The 18004-nt window shown below is 59.7% G+C and carries 16 protein-coding genes and 1 pseudogene; 10 read left to right on the top strand and 7 right to left on the bottom strand.

Translation table 11 applies throughout. The features are described from left to right. Positions 1 to 236, top strand: a 236-nt coding sequence (locus P3C29_RS29125) for an IS3 family transposase (protein WP_275966068.1), incomplete at its 5' end; no start/stop codon positions are given. On the opposite strand, the gene P3C29_RS29120 is transcribed toward P3C29_RS29125, so the two are convergent. After that, positions 233 to 1582 carry a hypothetical protein gene (locus tag P3C29_RS29120; RefSeq protein WP_275966067.1) on the bottom strand — a complete coding sequence of 450 codons (1350 nt, stop codon included), beginning with the start codon at positions 1580 to 1582 and terminating at the stop codon, positions 233 to 235. The genes P3C29_RS29125 and P3C29_RS29120 overlap by 4 nt on opposite strands. Beyond that, positions 1566 to 3854: a hypothetical protein gene (locus tag P3C29_RS29115; RefSeq protein WP_275966066.1), complete on the bottom strand. Its 2289-nt coding sequence runs from the start codon at positions 3852 to 3854 to the stop codon at positions 1566 to 1568. Before P3C29_RS29115 ends, P3C29_RS29120 begins: the two co-directional genes overlap by 17 nt. 12 nt (positions 3855 to 3866) lie before the next feature. Here P3C29_RS29115 and hrpB point away from each other — a divergent pair. Next, positions 3867 to 6070: pseudogene (gene hrpB / locus P3C29_RS29110) on the top strand (ATP-dependent helicase HrpB); the annotation flags it as partial. 138 nt (positions 6071 to 6208) lie between these two features. Here the strand turns inward: hrpB and P3C29_RS29105 are convergent. Beyond that, complete coding sequence (locus P3C29_RS29105; RefSeq protein WP_275966065.1) at positions 6209 to 7297, bottom strand: endonuclease/exonuclease/phosphatase family protein; 1089 nt, start codon at positions 7295 to 7297, stop codon at positions 6209 to 6211. A 41-nt stretch (positions 7298 to 7338) separates the two neighbouring features. Continuing rightward, positions 7339 to 7998 (bottom strand): YciC family protein, encoded by a 660-nt coding sequence (locus P3C29_RS29100; RefSeq protein WP_275966064.1) that lies wholly within the window; start codon positions 7996 to 7998, stop codon positions 7339 to 7341. 179 nt (positions 7999 to 8177) lie between these two features. Between P3C29_RS29100 and P3C29_RS29095 the strand changes: the two genes are divergently transcribed. From P3C29_RS29095 to P3C29_RS29085, 3 genes are all read left to right on the top strand, one after another. Continuing rightward, a complete protein-coding gene (locus P3C29_RS29095) occupies positions 8178 to 8948 on the top strand; it encodes a DUF2076 domain-containing protein (RefSeq protein ID WP_010174816.1) in 771 nt (256 codons plus the stop codon). Positions 8949 to 9077: 129 nt separating this feature from the next. Next, entirely contained in the window at positions 9078 to 9554 is a 477-nt protein-coding gene (locus P3C29_RS29090) for an NYN domain-containing protein (RefSeq protein ID WP_003215502.1), read from the top strand. A 24-nt stretch (positions 9555 to 9578) separates the two neighbouring features. Then, positions 9579 to 10190 carry a 3'-5' exonuclease gene (locus P3C29_RS29085; protein ID WP_003215504.1) on the top strand — a complete coding sequence of 204 codons (612 nt, stop codon included), beginning with the start codon at positions 9579 to 9581 and terminating at the stop codon, positions 10188 to 10190. Between the two features lie 224 nt (positions 10191 to 10414). On the opposite strand, the gene P3C29_RS29080 is transcribed toward P3C29_RS29085, so the two are convergent. Beyond that, positions 10415 to 10876: an Lrp/AsnC family transcriptional regulator gene (locus tag P3C29_RS29080; protein ID WP_177043328.1), complete on the bottom strand. Its 462-nt coding sequence runs from the start codon at positions 10874 to 10876 to the stop codon at positions 10415 to 10417. Between the two features lie 160 nt (positions 10877 to 11036). On the opposite strand from P3C29_RS29080, the gene yedA reads away from it, so the two are divergent. Together yedA and P3C29_RS29070 are read left to right on the top strand one after the other, a co-directional pair. Continuing rightward, the gene (gene yedA, locus P3C29_RS29075) at positions 11037 to 11933 is read left to right on the top strand and encodes a drug/metabolite exporter YedA (RefSeq protein ID WP_010174826.1); all 897 of its coding nucleotides are present in this window, start codon (positions 11037 to 11039) and stop codon (positions 11931 to 11933) included. A 48-nt stretch (positions 11934 to 11981) separates the two neighbouring features. After that, on the top strand, positions 11982 to 13313 hold the full coding sequence (locus P3C29_RS29070; RefSeq protein ID WP_275966063.1) for a DEAD/DEAH box helicase: 1332 nt from the start codon (positions 11982 to 11984) through the stop codon (positions 13311 to 13313). Positions 13314 to 13417: 104 nt separating this feature from the next. Here the strand turns inward: P3C29_RS29070 and P3C29_RS29065 are convergent, their stop codons facing one another. Continuing rightward, positions 13418 to 14653, bottom strand: a complete 1236-nt coding sequence (locus P3C29_RS29065; protein ID WP_275966062.1) for a TIGR03862 family flavoprotein — start codon at positions 14651 to 14653, stop codon at positions 13418 to 13420. Positions 14654 to 14825: 172 nt separating this feature from the next. Next, positions 14826 to 15746, bottom strand: coding sequence for a histone deacetylase (locus tag P3C29_RS29060; RefSeq protein ID WP_010174836.1), 921 nt, complete (start codon positions 15744 to 15746; stop codon positions 14826 to 14828). Between the two features lie 76 nt (positions 15747 to 15822). On the opposite strand from P3C29_RS29060, the gene P3C29_RS29055 reads away from it, so the two are divergent. From P3C29_RS29055 to P3C29_RS29045, 3 genes are read left to right on the top strand one after another with little or no spacing between them, the layout of a single operon-like run. After that, on the top strand, positions 15823 to 16392 hold the full coding sequence (locus P3C29_RS29055; protein WP_010174838.1) for a GNAT family N-acetyltransferase: 570 nt from the start codon (positions 15823 to 15825) through the stop codon (positions 16390 to 16392). Between the two features lie 41 nt (positions 16393 to 16433). Continuing rightward, positions 16434 to 17303, top strand: coding sequence for an acyl-CoA thioesterase II (tesB, locus tag P3C29_RS29050; RefSeq protein WP_010174840.1), 870 nt, complete (start codon positions 16434 to 16436; stop codon positions 17301 to 17303). Continuing rightward, positions 17300 to 17887, top strand: a complete 588-nt coding sequence (locus P3C29_RS29045; protein ID WP_275966061.1) for an HAD family hydrolase — start codon at positions 17300 to 17302, stop codon at positions 17885 to 17887. Before tesB ends, P3C29_RS29045 begins: the two co-directional genes overlap by 4 nt. Positions 17888 to 18004 lie beyond the last annotated feature (117 nt).

Below are 18004 nucleotides of genomic sequence, written 5' to 3'. Positions count from 1 at the left end.
CCAGCATGAGTCGCCGAGGCAACTGTCATGACAACGCCGTGGCCGAGAGCTTTTTCCAGCTTCTGAAACGGGAACGGATCAAGCGAAAAATCTACACCACGAGGGAAGATGCTCTGAGTGATGTGTTTGATTACATCGAGATGTTCTACAACGTAAAACGCCGCCATGGTTTCAACAATCAGCTGTCACCGGTAGAGTTTGAAAAGCGTTACGCAATGAGCTTGCAAGGTGTCTAGAGAATCCGGGGCGATTCAATACGCCGGCCCATCAATGCCCCAGTAACAACCTGAGTGCAACCAATGAGTATCTTCACTAATTCAATCAATCCGTAATTGGAACGCAGTTTCGTAAAATACTCGGTTTTAGTTCCCTTCAGCTCGCTAGCATACGGCGTGTCAACCGCACGCCGCGAAATCCCAAGTTTCTCGACGCCTATTGAGGTCAACTCTTCACCAACTACCTTTTTGAATTGCTGGTCTGTCAATTTGCTCCACGGGATGTTTTCCTTTTTGCAGTACATTATCGTACGGCAAAACCCATCTACGATTTTTGATCCATGCTTAAGATAAAACTCAATGGAATTTCTGACAGCACTGAAAACGACTGGGGATGGTAGCGTGCGGAATCTACCAGCGCTCGCCGTATCAATAGTGAAATTCTTTGCGCTTATCAAATCTTCTGTTGATGGCGCAGGAAGCCCAAGGTCATGAAGACCTCCGAGGCCGTAGAGCGTCCTTCTATATTCGCTAAAGTTGATATCACCCATTTTGTCTCGGGCTCCCGTGGCGACGGGGATTGGAGGATATTCTCGAACGAAGTCATCCTCACTTTGGACAGCCAAGATCCTAATAATAGGCTTATCCTGAAATCTACCGCCAAGTGTATTTCTATAAATCTCGTTCGACAGTCGTGCAGAATTTGGATTATGCCCTTTGTCACGAGACGCACGGTACAATCCCTTCAAGTATAGAGCAGCCCTGACTTGAGGTATCAATTCGAGCGGTATGTCCAGTGTGTTTTCATCAAGCTGTTCTGGAGTGATGACTGCCAACTCAGGCCATTGGGAAATCGCGTGTGCGATTTCAGTTTTGCTAGTTTTCAACGCGAGACTGAGGCCGTAAAGCGACATGCGCTTTGACCAACCATAGATAGACTCGGCAGTGTCTTTGCTGGAGCCGATTTCCGACAAAATCAGCTTCAATTTATCTCGGCCCAATCCAGCTAGCCCATATTGTGCTAGTTTGAATTGTTCGGCGTTCAATAGCAGAAAGTCGACGATGTGAACTGCGCGGGCAAGCTCGCTGGCCCATTGGACTTTTGGGCCCGGAGCGGTATTGGCCTGAGTTGAGCCTGTGAGGAAGTATTTGAATCCTTCCAGCAGTTCTTTATTCTTTTTGTCGACTAGGCTGCTGCCGTCGTTAAGTTTCACATCCCAATGGATAAACTTCGTCTCTTTGAAGCCGAAGCTATATTCCCAGACGTTAGAGTCGAAGTCGCTGAGCAGCCACTCAGCCGATCTGGAAGCTTCGTATGGGTCAACGAAAAAACATTCAAGGAAATCCAACTCAGGCGGCAGCGACATAAATAACTTTCTCCATTTGAGACGGGTTGCAGTGAATCCTGGCTGTGTTGAGGTGCTCTTTTAGCAGAGGGTCGCTGCCGCGTTCGATTTCGTCACTTACAGCTTTTGAAACGTCTGCCCAATACTTTGCAAGGCCACACACTTCTTGGTCTTTTTTAGGGTTCTTGACGGCTGCTTCAAGTGAAAGCATTGCGGTCATGATCCCTACATCAATCGAAATGTAGATATGGCTATTTTGTGACTCGACTTGTTTTGGGCTTGGCTTGTTTTCAGGGTTTACGAGATAACTTGGAATGTCCTTCAATGCATGGTTCTTCAGGAAGGTGTGGAGCTCATTCATGGTGGCGAAATCTGTCGCCTCAAGCAAGTAAGGGCTGTCCTTCATGGCCTCGCATATGAAGCTGCGCTGGAATATACGAATCCATCGAGACTGGAAGAACGCCAGGATCGCATCAGGGAGATACCGTTTCAGCAATTCAGCGTCATAGCGCGTATGCCCGAGTGCTTTGGACATTTCGACAACGCTTTTTGTACGCAGATAGATTTCCACCCCGCAGGACGAACGGATAGTCACAAGCGATAGTCTTTCAAGGAACAGCTGTAAGTCGCAGCGTAACAGGTGTTCGTAAGGGGCGAATTGAGGCTGCAGGTCTTCATAAACCTTTGGGCTATTTTCGAACCTCCAGCGGTTCCAGATCGCAACAGCCGTGCTGCTTGGAAAGGAAAAACCCTGGCCGCAACTAATAAACAGTTCCTTCCATATGGGGTTTCCTTCCTTGCGCAGAAACTTTCTCAACGGCTCAGTGATCTCGATGATCTCTTCGATCCATTGCTGGGACTCAGCGGTGAGCTCAATCACCTGCTCACTTCTTTTTTTGCCTTTGCGATCTTTGTAGCCGATGAGGTTGGCACCGGTATCGGTTTTGATAAATCCGATATAGTCTCCATTGTCGTCAAAGACAGCAAATTTCAGCAGAAAACTTGGAGTGATCTCTGGGTGCTGGGTGACAAGCAAGCACTGATAGGGAAAAAGTTTATCGGAAGTTGGAAGGCCAAGCAGGTTGGCTACCTCGACCCTGTTGCCACTTCCGAAACGGGTCGTCAAATAATTGCTGTCAGTCTGAAACCCGTCTTGCTCAAACGTAGCGCAGATGTTTTCCAGGCCCAGTTGTTCTACTGACTTTGTACTGCCGTGCCGTAGAATGGCCTCACCAAGTTTTGCTAGCGCTTTACGCTCCTGAACTCTAGACCACAGCTGTCGGCATTGTTCAGTGGCCCACAGTTTTACGACCGAGATGTCAGATTCGATGTTGTGGAAGATGATCTCGATTGCTTCTTCGTCGGTCACGTGAAGAGGAACTGGCGTAATCAGCTTCTCATGCACAATAACGCCATCTTCGCGCATTTTCTTATGTGTTCCAATGCCCAGGTCAGGCCTTGCAATGGGCTTGGGAAGGCCGCCTTGAAATGGCATTGCCCACACACCCGGATCGATGAAAGCCTCCTCGCATTGGGTGATGAACGAGTTCCAGCTTCGGATCTGTGCGTTCATGTTGTTCTTTTGCTTGTGGGCAGTGAGGAAGTAATCCTTCATGAAAGCCAAGAAGAACGCCTTGATCATCCGGGGATGTTGGAACGTTACAGGTGGCCAATCTTCGCCGTGCTCCGAAAGGTACTTGGCCATCTTGTTCAACACCGTGTATGGAGGTTGAGCATACTTTTTAAAATGAAGCTGCCAGTGGCGATAGAATTCCTCCGTAAATTCTTTACCGTGGCTTACCCACAAGCACGGCAGGTAGAGGAAATACTCCCGCCCCTTTTGCTGAGAGGGGATTCCCCACCCATTCCAGTACCTAATGCTTTCTTCATCCAATTTGGAGCGCTGCGCTTGCCACAGCGAGACGTTGCTCGCCATGCTGCTTGGGTCAACCCGCAGCTCCTGCATGCCGGGTACTTCTGCTCGAATGAGGTTGTGGGTATTAGCGAACGCACGAATGAATACCCACCGAGACAACTTGCCGTTGTCAACGAAATCAGTGCTCTCTAGAGCCCCCAAGAAGCCTCGAGCCAGATTTTGGTATGAGGGACTGGATAAGCTGAGGTACGAAACTTTCGCGCCCTGCAGATCGCAATAACATTCGAAGAGCTTCATCAGCACCGCCGATGGGCTTTTGTAGCCTTTAGCAACGCGCTCCATCAAGGCGACGACCTCTCGCGATAGTGCCCTGAACGGATAGTTGGCTAGGAATGCGGTTTTTCTGATGATTGTCAATTGATTCTGCTCGTTTTAATCGTCACTAAAGGCTTGTATTTCAGGAAGTTAGGAGATCTTGACAGGATCGTGCAATCGGTCAAGTCGATCAGCGCAGCCTGGACGCCGACCTGGCGCTGGCCCTGAGCCTGAATGGCCGGGACCTGTTTCGCGACGAGCAGCCGCTGAAAATCCTGCTGATGTCGGCCACCCTCGAAGGTGAGCGCCTCGCCGGCCTGCTGGACGATGCGCCGATCCTGCGCAGTGAAGGGCGCATGTACCCGGTGCAGATGCGTTGGGGGCGGCCATTCCAGCCCGGCGAATTTATCGAGCCACGGTTGGTGCAGACCCTTCTGGAAGCCCTGCACGACGAGACCGGCAGCGTGCTGGTTTTCCTGCCGGGGCAGGCCGAGATTCGTCGCGTCCATCAGCAATTGGCTGACGCGCTGGGCGATAACACCGAGGTGCTGCTATGCCCGCTGCACGGCGAACTGGACCTGGCTGCCCAACGCGCCGCTATCGACCCGGCGCCCGCCGGCAAGCGCAAAGTGGTGCTGGCCACCAACATTGCCGAGACCAGCCTGACTATCAACGGCGTGCGTGTGGTGATCGATGCCGGGCTGGCGCGGGTCCCGCGATTCGACCCGGGCAGCGGCATGACCCGCCTCGACACCCAGCGCATCTCCCGCGCCAGCGCCACCCAGCGTGCCGGCCGGGCAGGGCGCCTGGAGCCGGGGGTGTGTTACCGGTTGTGGTCCGAGGATCAACATGAAGGGCTGGCGGCGTATTCCAGCGCGGAAATTCTCTCGGCCGATCTTTCCGGCCTGGCCCTGCAACTGGGTCGCTGGGGCGTGGCGCCGACTCAGTTGGTGTGGCTCGACGTTCCGCCCACCGCAGCTTATGCACAGGCTCAGGATTTGCTCGAACGATTGGGCGCGCTGAGCGACGCCAAGCTGACCGCCCACGGCCAGAAAATGGCCGGGTTGCCGGCGCACCCGCGCATCGCCCATCTGCTGTTGCGTGGTCAGGATTTGGGCTTGGCGCACATGGCGTGTGACGTGGCAGCGCTGTTGGGTGAGCGCGATATCTTGCGCGGCGCCGGTGCGGACTTGCACAGCCGGCTGGCGTTGTTGTCCGGTGAAGAAAAGGCCCGTGGCACCCAAGGTGGCGTGCAGCGCGCCCGGCAACTGGCCCGGCAATACCGTGGTTATTTAAGAGGCAAGGCCGAGCAGCCGGTCGCTGATCCCGATCACCCGCGCTGGCTGGGCGCCTTGCTGGCGCTGGCCTACCCGGACCGCGTCGCCCAGCAGCGGCGTGCCGGCGGGGCTGAATACCGCCTGGCCAACGGCCGTGCTGCACTGTTCGCCGAAGCCGACAGCCTGATGAAACAACCCTGGCTGGTGATCGCCGACTTGGGCAGCCGCCAGGGCCAGCGCGAAGAACGGATTTACCTCGCGGCGGATTTTGACCCGGCGCTGTTTGACTCGGTGCTGGCCGAGCAGGTGCGCAATGTCGACCAACTCGACTGGGACGAACGCGAAGGCGTGCTGCGCGCCGAACGCCAGCGCAAGGTCGGCGAGCTGGTGCTCAGCCGCGAGCCGCTGACCGGCCTCGACGAGTCTGCCCGCAGCCAGGCGCTGGTCAACCTGGTGCGACGCAAAGGCCTGGAACTGCTGCCCTGGACCCCGGAGCTGCGCCAATGGCAGGCGCGGGTGATGCTGCTGCGTCATCTGGACACCGGCAAGGCCAGTGAATGGCCGGATGTCAGCGACAGCGCCTTGCTCGCCAGCCTGGAACATTGGTTGATGCCGTACCTGGGCAAGGTGTCGCGCCTGAGCCATTTTTCCAATCTGGATATTTCCAGCTTCCTGCATAACCTGCTGCCGTGGCCGTTGCCTGCGCGGTTGGACGAGTTGGCGCCGCACCATCTGAAGGTGCCATCGGGCTCGTCGGTGCGTCTGGACTACAGCGAGCAGCCGCCGATTCTGGCGGTGCGCCTGCAGGAATTGTTCGGGCTGGCAGACACGCCGCGGATTGCCGGCGGACGGCAGGTGGTCAAGCTGCACCTGTTGTCGCCAGCAAGGCGCCCGGTGCAGGTAACGCAGGATCTGGCGAACTTCTGGCGCAGTACGTACGCCGAGGTGAAGAAGGATTTGAAGGGGCGGTATCCGAAGCATTACTGGCCGGATGATCCGTTGATTGCTGAACCTACGGCTCGGATCAAACCAAGAAAGTAAGCGCGATGAAGATCAACTGTGGGAGCTGGCTTGCCTGCGATGGCATCACCTCGGTGTGTCGGACAGACCAAGGTGCCTGCATCGCGGGCAAGCCCGGCTCCCACACAAGCCAGCTCCCACACTGTTTTGCCGCGTGGCTTACTGCGCAGCCGGCAACAGGAACCGCGCAATCACTGGCAAGTGAGTGGAGATACGCACCGTATCGCTCTGCCGCACCTTGGCCTCGACCTTCTTGATCCGCGAGCTGTAGAACAGATAATCCAGCGTACGATCCGGGCCCTCTACAGTCGGGTCGTTCGGCAAATACGTCAGCCACTGGTTCCGATCAATCCCGCTGGATTCGCTGTTACTCGGAATCATCGGATACTTTTCCCACAGCAGATGCAGTTCACTGTCCGGCGAATATTGCCCGCGTTTGCCGGCGTCCAGACGCAGGAATTGCCCCAGCGGCAACAGGTTGAAATCCCCACCCATCAGCCATGGCGTGCCACGGCTCTCGAATTTATCCACCAGCTTGACGGTTGCCTGCACCTGTTCCTGCACCGCGTTGTGCGCAGGGGCTGTGCCGTCCAGGCGGGTATTGAGTACGGCCAACTGGCCGCCATCGCTCAGCGGCAGGTAGGTCAGCAACAACGCGGGTTTGGGCTGGAATTGACGGCTGATCAGGTTGGCGCGTGCTACCGGCAATTGCAGGCGCTCGGCGTGTTCGATCTGGTAGCGGCTCATGGTCACCAGCTTGCGACCGACGCTGCCGAAAATGTGCAGGTCGGGCACGAAGTCGGCTTTCCAGTCGAAGGCCTGGGCGCTGCACGGGTAGAGATCGGCCAGGCGCTCCTGGAGCAGGGCCAGTTGGTCCTGGTAACTGGAAGGCTTGGCGCCTTCGTCGACTTCCTGCAACAGCAGGATGTCAGGCTGTTCGTCGCGGATCACTCGCGCCACTTCGTCGAGGCTGGCGGCCATGTCTTCAACGGTGGGGCGGTCGTCCGGGCCGCTGCCGTCCGGGGTGTCGTACCAGAACACGTAGTTCTTGCCCGCCAGGTACTGCACGTTCCAGGTCATCACCTTGAGCGCCTGGCCCGGCAACAGGGTGGGTGCGCGGGGCGCGACGCAGCGGATGGGCAGGGTTTCCTTGTCGGCAGGGCGCCAGGTCAGGCTGTAGATCAAGCCGGTCAGCAGGGCCGCGAGAATCAGCAGGCCCAGCAAGGTAATGCGCAGTAGTCGGGTCATCGGCTCGGCTTATGGCGTTGCAGGACAAGGCCCGGAGCATATCACCGCGCGTCGGCGTCGCCACCAATCAACATGAACAGGCGGAACAACACCACGCTGGTGAACAACTGCAGGAAGCTTTGTGCGCTGTCGATCAGCAGGCCCAGCAGCGGGTTCGGGTCCGGGTAAACCGCCACGCTGGCGCCCTTGAGCAACCACAGTGGGGTCATCACGCACAGCAGGCACACCAGGATGCGCCAGAAATGCCCACGGGTCAGGCGCAGGCTTTCCTTCATGGCCGACAACGCCGACATGCCCCGCAGCACCAGCAGGTATTCAGCGAAGGCCAGCACCACCATCAACCACAGGCCGGGCAGAAAATACAGCGACAAGCCCAGCAGGATCAGCAGCGTGCTGACGGCCGTCAGCAAGGCAAAACGCGGCCACAGGGTCAGGGCCATGGCCAGCACGTCCAGGGTACGTGGCGATTCGCCACGGGTGCGGGCGTCGAGGAACAGGATCAGGGCGCCGGTGTACAGCGGATACACCAGCAGGCCGACGATCACGCTGTAGCCGGGAAACGCATCCGGGCCGAGGGTGTGGTCGAGCACTTGTTGCAGCAGGGCTTCGACGATCACCAACGGCAGGCACAACTGCACGATGGCGCCCAGGTTGCGCTTGAAAAAGAAGAAGGAGTCGCGCAGTACGTCTAACGGATTCATCAGGGTCTTCACAGGCCGAAAAGCAAGGGCGTTACTTTAACCGATCATGACCAGATGCAAGCAAACGTAAACCTTGCGTAAAGACCATTGAAACAATCAGTAACAGCCCCATAACTGGGTTGTACCTTGCACATAGTGGGCAAGGCGAAGATTTCTACCGGCAATCTAACGAGGTCGCCATGAACAGCGAAGAGCAAACCCTGATCGATGGACTGTTTTCACGGTTGCAGCAAGCCGAAACGGACTCAGCCCCCCGCGACGCCCAGGCCGAAGCGCGGATCAAGGAACACGTCACTCGCCAACCGGCCGCTGCGTACTACATGACCCAGTCGATCCTGGTGCAAGAGCATGCGATCAAGAGCCTTGATGCGCAGAACAAGCAGCAGGCCGAGCAGATCCGGCAATTGCAGGACCAACTGCAACAGGCCAAATCCCAGGCGGCGCAGCCTGCCCCGAGCAGTGGCGGTTTCCTGTCGAGCATCTTTGGCGGTGGCTCCCGCGACCCGCAGCCGGCCCAGAGCGCCCCTGCGTCTTCCGGCGGTGGCTGGCGTGAACCGGCGCGTCCGTCGTTTGGCGGGCAACCTGCACCGCAGCAGAACTACGGCGCGCCCCAGCAGAATTACCAACAGCCGCAACAGGCACCCGCAGCGCCGATTGGCAGCGGCTTCCTCGGCGGCGCACTGAAAACCGCAGCCGGCGTGGCCGGTGGTGTGATGCTGGCAGAAGGCATCAGCAGCCTGTTCAGCCACAACTCGCAACAACCTCAAGTGGTTGAAGAGATCATCCGCGAAGAGCCGGCGCCTGCCAGCGACAACAGCAACTGGGGCAACGACGACCAGAAATTTGCCGGCAACGACAGTTGGGGCAGCGACAACTCATCCGACAGCTTCGCCGACAACGACTATTCCGACGACTCCTCCTCCTTTGGCGACGACGATTCCTTCGTCTGACCCACACTCAACCGGGGCGCTTCGTCGCCCCGGGCTGATTTTTCTCGGAAACTTCCGTGTGGCTGGCATACTGGCAACCTTTCCGGGCCTTTGAGTCCGGGGTCCATGCGCGTGTCATGAGGATTTGCGGTGAAAAAGATAGCCGTGTTCGCCGATGTACAAAACCTCTACTACACCGTGCGCCAGGCGTACGGCTGTCACTTCAACTACGCCGCCCTGTGGGCTGATATCAGCCAGCGCGGGCAGATTGTCGAGGCGTACGCCTATGCCATCGACCGTGGCGACAGCAAGCAGCAGCAATTCCAGCAGATCCTGCGCAACCTCGGGTTTACCGTGAAGCTCAAGCCCTACATCCAGCGCAGCGACGGCTCGGCCAAGGGCGACTGGGACGTGGGCATCACCATCGACATCATGGACGCCGCCGCCCATGTCGACGAAGTGGTGCTGGCCTCCGGCGACGGTGATTTCGACATGCTGCTGGACCGCATCATCAGTAAGCACGGCGTCGAAGCCGTGGCCTACGGCGTGCCGGGGCTGACGGCCAACTCATTGATACGCGCCGCCAGCCGCTACGTGCCGATCGAAGGCGCGTTGCTGCTTAAATAGATTTTTGACGGAGTTGGAACAGGTTTGGAACGTATAGCGGTCATCGACTTTGAAACCACCGGCATCCAGCCGAGCAGCAGCTGCCGGGCCACGGAAATCGCCGTGGTCATCCTGGAGCAGGGCCAGATCGTGGACCGCTACCAGAGCCTGATGAATGCGGGCGTGCGCGTGCCGGGGTTTATCGAACAACTGACCGGCATCAGCAACGCCATGCTGCGCACGGCGCCGTCGGCGGAGCGGGTGATGAACGAGGTGAACGAGTTTGTCGGCACCACGCCGCTGCTGGCGCACAACGCCGCGTTTGACCAGAAGTTCTGGGACTTCGAGCTGGGGTTGATCCGCCGTACGCGTTTGCAGAAGTTTGCCTGTTCATTGTTGCTGGCGCGGCGCTTGATGCCGGCGGCGCCGAATCACAAGCTCGGCACCCTGACCTCATTTGCCCAACTGCCCCACACCGGCAAGGCTCACCGGGCGATGGCGGATGCGGAGATGGCGGCCAACCTCACCGCACACCTGGCCGAGGAACTGCGCCGCACCCACGGGTTGCGGGAGTTGTCACACGAATTGCTGTGCAGCTTGCAGAAGGTTCCGGCGGCGAAGATCAATGATCATCTGAAGAAGCATCGCGGGTTCTGATTCCTGCACCGTTCCCTGTGGCTGGGTACTTTCTTGGAGAGGGGCTCTCTGTGGTGAGGGGGCTTGTCCCCCGTTGGGCTGCGAAGCAGCCCCTCCCAAAAACTCCACTATCTAACTGAAAGACTTCGGTGAGCCTGCTGGGGCTGCTGCGCAGCCCAACGGGGGACAAGCCCCCTCGCCACAGAAAGCATGGCTATCGAGGTTGTAGGCAGTCCAGCGATAGATCACCCACCATTCTTCCCATTCCCTTCCAACTGCCCCAGCGGCACCCGCCGTTCTATCGCACTCGACAAGATGATCGAGGTCTTGCTGAACCCGAACTTCGCCACCCGATTGATCAAACTCTCCAGCTCCGGCATCGAGCCCACCGCCGCCTGCATGATCACGCACGGATCCCCGGTCACCCGATGGCATTCAGTCAACTCGGGAATTTCCGACAGCGCGTCGTACACCTTCTGGCTCCCATGATTGGTCAACCGCAACTCAATCACGCACTGGATCGGCAACCCCACCTTCGACAGGTCGACCTTGGCCTGATACCCGGTAATCACCCCACTGGCTTCCAGCTTCGCCACCCGTTCGGCCACGGCGGGCGCCGAGAGGTTTACCGTGCGCGCCAATTGCGCGTAGGACGCGCGGCCGTCTTCCAGCAGGGCGCTGAGAAGCATGCGGTCGTATTTGTCCATGATAAGGCTCCGGGAATGCGTGGCTTTCGAAAGCACGGTTTATAGCCTTGATAACCGTGTTTTGAAAAGTGTACTGGCGCTTTAAACAGGTTTTGTAACTTATGTTTACAGTCGGGGATTTCTAAAATAACGCTCCCTTGTCCTGCCGCAGAGCTGCCCAATGCCTGGCCCACGTCGCTTTCCCTTACCGTTGATCGCCGCCTTTTTTGCGTTGTACGTGATCTGGGGGTCTACCTACCTGGTGATTCGCATTGGTGTGGAGTACTGGCCGCCGCTGTTGCTGGCGGGAATTCGCTTCATGACGGCAGGCGCGCTGATGTATGCCTTCCTGCGCTGGCGTGGGGCCCCGGCACCGACCTGGGTGCAGTGGAAGGCCGCCGGCAAGATCGGCATTTTGCTGCTGACCTTCGGTAACGGCGCGGTCAGTGTGGCCGAGCACACGGGCGTTGCGTCCGGCGTGGCCGCGTTGGCGGTGGCGACCGTGCCGCTGTTCACCTTGCTCTGCGGTTATTTCTGGGGTGCGCGTAATACCCGTCTGGAATGGGCCGGGGTGGTGTTGGGGATTATCGGCATTGCCATGCTCAATATGGGTTCCAACCTGCAATCGAGCCCCACCGGGGCGGCCCTGCTGATTTTTGCGGCGGCGGCCTGGGCCTTCGGTTCGGTGTGGAGCAAGCATTTGCCGCTGCCTCAAGGCGCCATGGCCAGTGCGGCAGAGATGCTGATTGCAGGTGCCGTGTTGCTGGTGCTCAGCGCCGTCAGCGGCGAACACCTGCAAGCCATGCCGCCGCTGGAAGGCTGGCTGGCCCTGGCGTACTTGACCGTGTTCGGTTCGATCATCGCCTTCAACGCCTATATGTACCTGCTCAAGCACGTGCGCCCGGCAGCCGCTACCAGCTATGCCTACGTCAACCCGGCGGTGGCAGTGTTGCTCGGGATTGTGTTTGTCGGCGAGACCATCGGCATGGAAGAAGCCCTGGCAATGTTGGTGATCATCAGCGCGGTGCTGCTGATCAGCCTGCCACAGTGGCGAAAGCCGAAACCGGAAATAAGGTAAACTGCCGCGCATTGCGACCTTGCGCTGACTTTTTCCTACGGTACTTCCATGACTTTCGCCACACTTGGCCTGATCGAACCCTTGCTGCGCGCCCTTGAGACGCTTGGCTACCAGACCCCGACGCCGGTGCAGGCGCAAGCCATTCCGGCGGTGCTGGCCGGTCGCGACCTGATGGCTGCGGCCCAGACCGGCACCGGCAAAACCGCCGGTTTCGCCGTGCCGCTGCTGCAACTGCTGACCATGGAAGGGCCGAAAGTCAGCGCCAACTCGGTGCGCGCGCTGATCCTGTGCCCGACCCGCGAACTCGCCGAACAGGTTCACGCCAGCGTCGCCGAGTACGCGCAAAACCTGCCGCTGACCACTTACGCCGTGTACGGCGGCGTGAGCATCAACCCGCAGATGATGAAGCTGCGCAAAGGCGTCGATGTGTTGGTGGCCACGCCTGGCCGCCTGATCGACCTGTTCCGCCAGAACGCGCTGAAACTCAATCAGCTGCAAACCCTGGTGCTGGACGAAGCCGACCGCATGCTCGACCTGGGCTTTTCCGAAGAACTGGCGAACATCTACCGCATGTTGCCGAAAAAGCGCCAGACCCTGCTGTTCTCCGCGACCTTCTCCGACGAGATCCGCCAGTTGGCCGGGCAGATGCTCAACGACCCGTTGACCGTCGAAGTCAGCCCGCGCAACGTCGCCGCCAACACCGTCAAGCAATGGGTGGTGCCGGTGGACAAGAAGCGCAAGGCCGAGCTGTTTGTGCACCTGATGCGCAAGGGCCGCTGGAAGCAGGTGCTGGTGTTCGCCAAGACCCGTAACGGTGTGGACGCGCTGGTGGAAAAACTCCAGGGCCTGGGCATCAATGCCGACGGGATTCACGGCGACAAGCCACAAGCCACGCGCCAGCGTGCGCTGGATCGCTTCAAGAGCAGCGACGTGCAGATTCTGGTGGCTACCGACGTGGCGGCCCGTGGCCTGGACATCGAAGACTTGCCGCTGGTGGTCAACTTTGACCTGCCGATCGTGGCCGAGGACTACATCCACCGCATCGGCCGTACCGGTCGTGCGGGCAACACCGGTGAGGCTATTTCCCTGGTGTGTGCCGATGAAGTGAACATGCTGTCGGCCATTGAGATGCTGACCCGTCAGACGTTGACCCGCAAGATGGAGCAGGACTTCGAACCGGAGCACCGTGTGCCGGATACCGATGCCACTGGCCAGGTGGTGAAGAAGCCGAAAAAGCCGAAGAAACCCAAGGCGTCCGGTGGCGGCAAGCGCAACCTGGGCAAGTGGGTGGAGAGTGGCGAAGTGTCGGTGGCGGAGCCGTCGATCAAGCCGGTGCGCAAGGTGCCTGCGTTTAACACCGGGCCGCGTAAGAAGAAGTAATTTGCGCTGACTGGCCGGGCCTCATCGCGGGCAAGCCCGGCTCCCACATTTGAATGTGTTCACAAATCAAAATGTGGGAGCTGGCTTGCCTGCGATGGCGTATTTCAAGGCTCCGCCAACCACTCCAGAATCCCGCGCCCTGCCACTTGCCCACTGGCAAAACACCCCGTCAGCAAATACCCGCCCGTCGGTGCTTCCCAATCCAGCATCTCGCCTGCGCAAAACACGCCCGGCAATTGCTTGATCATCAAGCGTTCATCCAGCGCCTCAAACGGCACACCGCCCGCAGTACTGATGGCCTCGTCCATCGGCCGGGTTTTCACCAGCGTCAACGGGAGTGCCTTGATATCCACCGCCAGCTGCGCCGGATCATTAAAGTGCTCAGCCGGCGTCAATTCCCGCAGCAGCGCCGCCTTCACCCCATCCAACCCCAACTGACTGTGCAAATGCTTGCTCATCGAGCGGGATCCGCGTGGCTTGCTTAATGCCGTAATCACCTTGTCCAGCGGCTTACCTGGCAGCAGGTCGATATGCACCGTGGCCGATCCATCCCGGTTGATCGCCTCACGAATCGGCGCCGACAATGCATAGATCAGGCTGCCTTCGATGCCCGTGGCGGTGATCACGCATTCACCCAGCCGAGGCTTGTCGTCTGCCAACCCGATGGCGACGTTTTTCAACGGTGCCCCGGCGAATTTGCTGACCATCAATTCGCTCCAGGCCGAGACCTCGAAGCCACAGTTGCTCGGTTGCAGCGGCGCGTACGGCACGCCTTGGCCTTCCAGCACCTTCAGCCAGGCACCGTCCGAGCCCAACCGCGACCAACTGCCGCCCCCCAATGCCAGCAGCACCGCATCACCGCGCACGCTTCTACCGCCCTCGGGGCTGTGGATAAGCAGGCTGCCGTCGGCATGCCAGCCCAGCCAGCGATGGCGGGTGTGGATAACTACGCCCTGGTCCCGCAGGCGCTTAAGCCAGGCACGCAGTAGCGGGGCGGCTTTCATGTCGGTAGGAAACACCCGGCCGGAACTGCCGACAAACGTTTCTATCCCCAACCCGTGTATCCATTCGCACAACGCCTCGGCGCCAAACTGACGCAGCAACGGCGCCATAAACGGCGCCCGCTCGGCGTAGCGCGACAGAAACGCCGGATAGGCTTCGGAATGGGTGATGTTCATGCCGCCCACGCCCGCCAGCAGGAACTTGCGGCCCACCGACGGCATGCCGTCGTACAGATCGACGCGCACGCCGGCCCGGCTCAACACTTCGGCGGCCATCAGCCCGGCCGGGCCGCCGCCGATGATGATGACGTGTTGAGCTGAGGTGTGAGTCTGGGGCATGGGGATAACTGCGGTTCGGCAAAGTAGGCCGAGCATTCTACCCGAGGATGCTCATGCTGCCTGATCAAAAAACGTACAGCGTTCTGCAGGCCATGCGGCGTATGGCTTGCAGAGGTTTCCACTCAGGTTATCCACAGGCAGTTCCACAGCGATTGTGGGTAACGTGCATAACTCAATGACAGCCTGATGACGTCCAGACGCGCTGCGCACTGTGGTGCAGAATCCCGTGGCGACGTGCCAGGGCAGGGCGGTCCTTGCTGTAGCCGCCGCCGATCACCCCGACCACCGGAATATCGCGGCCCAGGCAGTGGCGCATCACGCTTTCATCGCGGGCGGCGACGCCTTCGTCTGTCAGCTTCAGGTAGCCGAGGGCGTCGTCCTTGTGCACATCCACGCCGGCGTCATACAGCACCAGGTCGGGCTGATACAGCGGCAGCAGGTAGTTGAGGGCATCGTCGACAACCTTGAGGTAATCCTCGTCGCCCATGCCCATGGGCAGCGGGATGTCCCAGTCGCTTTCGGCCTTGCGGGCGGGGAAGTTCTTTTCGCAGTGCAGGGACACGGTGATCGCGTCCGGGGTGTCGTGCAGGATGCGCGCGGTGCCGTCGCCCTGGTGCACGTCGCAGTCGAAGATCAGCACCCGGTTGACCCGCCCGCTGGCCAGCAGGTAATGGCTGATCACCGCCAGGTCGTTGAAGATGCAGAACCCCGCCGGGTAATCGTAGTGAGCGTGATGGGTGCCGCCGGCCAGGTGACAGGCCAGGCCGTGTTCCAGTGCCTGCTCGGCGGCCAGCAACGAGCCGCCCACTGCGCGCACGGTGCGCCGGGCCAGCGCTTCGCTCCAGGGCAGGCCGAGGCGCCGCTGGTCTTCGCGGGACAACTCGCCGCTCATGTAGCGTTCGATATACCCAGGTTCATGGGCCAGGGCCAGAATCTCGGCTGGGCACAGTTCCGGGCGCAGCAGCTGGCTGTCCCGGGTCAGGCCGCTCTCCACCAGGTGGTCACGCAGCAGGCGGAATTTATCCATGGGAAAGCGGTGGTCCGCCGGGAACTCGGGGCTGTAGTCGTCGTGGTAGATCAATGGCAAAGGCATGGCGATTTCTGACGGGAACCAGCGAAGGATCTTAACAGCGCGTTACACTCACGCACATGGCAAGGGAGGGGGACCAATGGAGCCGATACTGGAATTGGAGAGCGCACGCCTGGTGCTGCGCCAATGGAGCGATGCCGATTTGCCGGAGTTTGCGCGCATGTGCGCCGACCCGCAGGTGATGCGGTATTTCCCGGCCACGTTGAGTCGCCTGGAAAGCGCCGCGCTGATCGGGCGCATTCGCGGCCATTTCGCCGAGTACGGGTTTGGCCTGTGGGCCTTGCAGCGCAAGGACAGCGGCGAATTCATCGGCCTCACCGGGTTGTTGAATGTGAGCTTCGACGCCCCGTTCACCCCGGCGGTGGAAATTGGCTGGCGCCTGGCCAGGGAGCATTGGGGCCTGGGCTATGCCAGTGAAGCCGCCTGGACCGCCCTGCGTTGTGGTTTCGACCGGCTGAAGCTGGACGAAATTGTCTCGTTTACCACTGAAGCCAATCTGCCATCACAAAAAGTCATGCAGGCCATCGGTATGCATTACGATCCCCTGGCAGATTTTGAGCACCCCAAGGTCGCAGCGGATGACCCGGTGCGGCATCATGTGTTGTATCGCATCACCCGCGCCCAATGGTTGGACACGCTGCACGGATAAGCAGCCCGGAATGCCCAATAGATTGTTGTAGGAGATGCTCTATGAGCCAAGTGTTGGAAGATCTGGTGGACCTGCTGACCCTGGAGCCGATCGAGGAAAACCTGTTTCGCGGCCGCAGCCAGGACCTGGGCTTTCGCCAGCTGTTCGGCGGCCAGGTATTGGGCCAGTCGCTGTCGGCGGCCAGCCAGACCGTTGAGGAGACGCGGCATGTGCATTCGTTGCACGGTTACTTCCTGCGCCCCGGCGATGCGGCGTTGCCGGTGGTTTACTCGGTGGACCGGGTGCGCGATGGCGGCAGTTTCAGCACGCGCCGGGTGACGGCGATCCAGAAGGGCAATCCGATCTTCACCTGCAGCGCCTCGTTCCAGTACGACGAAGAAGGTTTCGAGCACCAGACCACCATGCCCGTGGTGGTCGGCCCGGAAAACCTGCCGTCGGAGCTGGAGCTCACCCAACAGCGCGCGCACCTGATCCCTGAGCACATGCGCGAAAAGCTGCTGTGCCCCAAGCCGATCGAAGTGCGCCCGGTCACCGAGAAAGACCCGTACAACCCGCAGCCGTCCGACCCGGTCAAGTACGTGTGGTTTCGCGCGGACGGCGCCCTGGCCGACTCGCCGGCACTGCACAAATACCTGCTGGCCTACGCCTCGGACTTCGGCTTGCTGACCACCTCGCTGCTGCCCCATGGCAAGACCGTGTGGCAGAAAGACATGCAAGTCGCCAGCCTCGACCACGCGCTGTGGTTCCACGCCGACCTGCGTGCCGATGACTGGTTGCTCTACGCCATGGACAGCCCGTGGGCCGGCAATTCCCGTGGGTTCTCCCGGGGCAGCGTGTACAACCGCGCCGGGCAATTGGTGGCGTCGGTCACGCAGGAAGGCTTGATTCGTCATCGCAAGGACTGGGCATGAGCCTGGCTGATGTGAAGCACTGGGTGTTCGACATGGACGGCACCCTGACGGTGGCCGTGCATGACTTTGCGGCGATTCGCGTGGCGCTGGGTATTCCGGCGACCGACGACATTCTGACCCACCTGGCGGCGTTGCCTGCCGATGAAGCCGCGGCCAAGCACGCGTGGTTGCTGGAACACGAGCGTGAGTTGGCGCTGGGTTCGGTGGCGGCGACCGGTGCGGTGGAGTTGGTGCGGGAGTTGGCCGGGCGGGGTTATCGCCTGGGCATCCTGACGCGCAATGCGCGGGAGCTGGCCCATGTGACATTGCAGGCGATTGGTTTGGCGGACTGCTTTGCGGTCGAGGATGTGTTGGGGCGTGATGATGCGCCGCCAAAGCCGGATCCGGGTGGTTTGTTGAAGCTGGCGCAAGCATGGGAAGTGGCGCCGCAAGAGATGGTGATGGTCGGTGATTACCGGTTTGACCTGGATTGCGGGCGGGCGGCGGGCACGAAGACTGTGCTGGTCAATCTGCCGGAAAACCCGTGGCCGGAGCTGGCGGATTGGCATGCTGAAGATTGCGCGGTACTGCGCCGGATGCTCTAACCCCAGGCAATGAAGATCAAATGTGGGAGCTGGCTTGCCTGCGATGCAGACACTGCGGTGTATCAGTAACACCCAGCGGATGCCATCGCAGGCAAGCCAGCTCCCACATTTTTGATC

The organism is Pseudomonas sp. 1912-s, from assembly GCF_029269205.1.
Taxonomy (GTDB): Bacteria; Pseudomonadota; Gammaproteobacteria; order Pseudomonadales; family Pseudomonadaceae; genus Aquipseudomonas.
Note: the sequence above shows the minus strand (reverse complement) of the source record. Positions and strands in the feature narration are given on the sequence as shown.

Bases quoted from the DNA above. Each gene is read 5' to 3' on its own strand.
- P3C29_RS29065 (WP_275966062.1), bottom strand. From the start codon at position 14,653: ATGCCCCAGACTCACACCTCAGCTCAACACGTCATCATCATCGGCGGC.
- P3C29_RS29120 (WP_275966067.1), bottom strand. From the start codon at position 1,582: ATGTCGCTGCCGCCTGAGTTGGATTTCCTTGAATGTTTTTTCGTTGAC.
- P3C29_RS29055 (WP_010174838.1), top strand. From the start codon at position 15,823: ATGGAGCCGATACTGGAATTGGAGAGCGCACGCCTGGTGCTGCGCCAA.
- P3C29_RS29105 (WP_275966065.1), bottom strand. From the start codon at position 7,297: ATGACCCGACTACTGCGCATTACCTTGCTGGGCCTGCTGATTCTCGCG.
- P3C29_RS29045 (WP_275966061.1), top strand. From the start codon at position 17,300: ATGAGCCTGGCTGATGTGAAGCACTGGGTGTTCGACATGGACGGCACC.
- P3C29_RS29100 (WP_275966064.1), bottom strand. From the start codon at position 7,998: ATGAATCCGTTAGACGTACTGCGCGACTCCTTCTTCTTTTTCAAGCGC.
- P3C29_RS29080 (WP_177043328.1), bottom strand. From the start codon at position 10,876: ATGGACAAATACGACCGCATGCTTCTCAGCGCCCTGCTGGAAGACGGC.
- yedA (WP_010174826.1), top strand. From the start codon at position 11,037: ATGCCTGGCCCACGTCGCTTTCCCTTACCGTTGATCGCCGCCTTTTTT.
- P3C29_RS29070 (WP_275966063.1), top strand. From the start codon at position 11,982: ATGACTTTCGCCACACTTGGCCTGATCGAACCCTTGCTGCGCGCCCTT.
- tesB (WP_010174840.1), top strand. From the start codon at position 16,434: ATGAGCCAAGTGTTGGAAGATCTGGTGGACCTGCTGACCCTGGAGCCG.
- P3C29_RS29060 (WP_010174836.1), bottom strand. From the start codon at position 15,746: ATGCCTTTGCCATTGATCTACCACGACGACTACAGCCCCGAGTTCCCG.
- P3C29_RS29095 (WP_010174816.1), top strand. From the start codon at position 8,178: ATGAACAGCGAAGAGCAAACCCTGATCGATGGACTGTTTTCACGGTTG.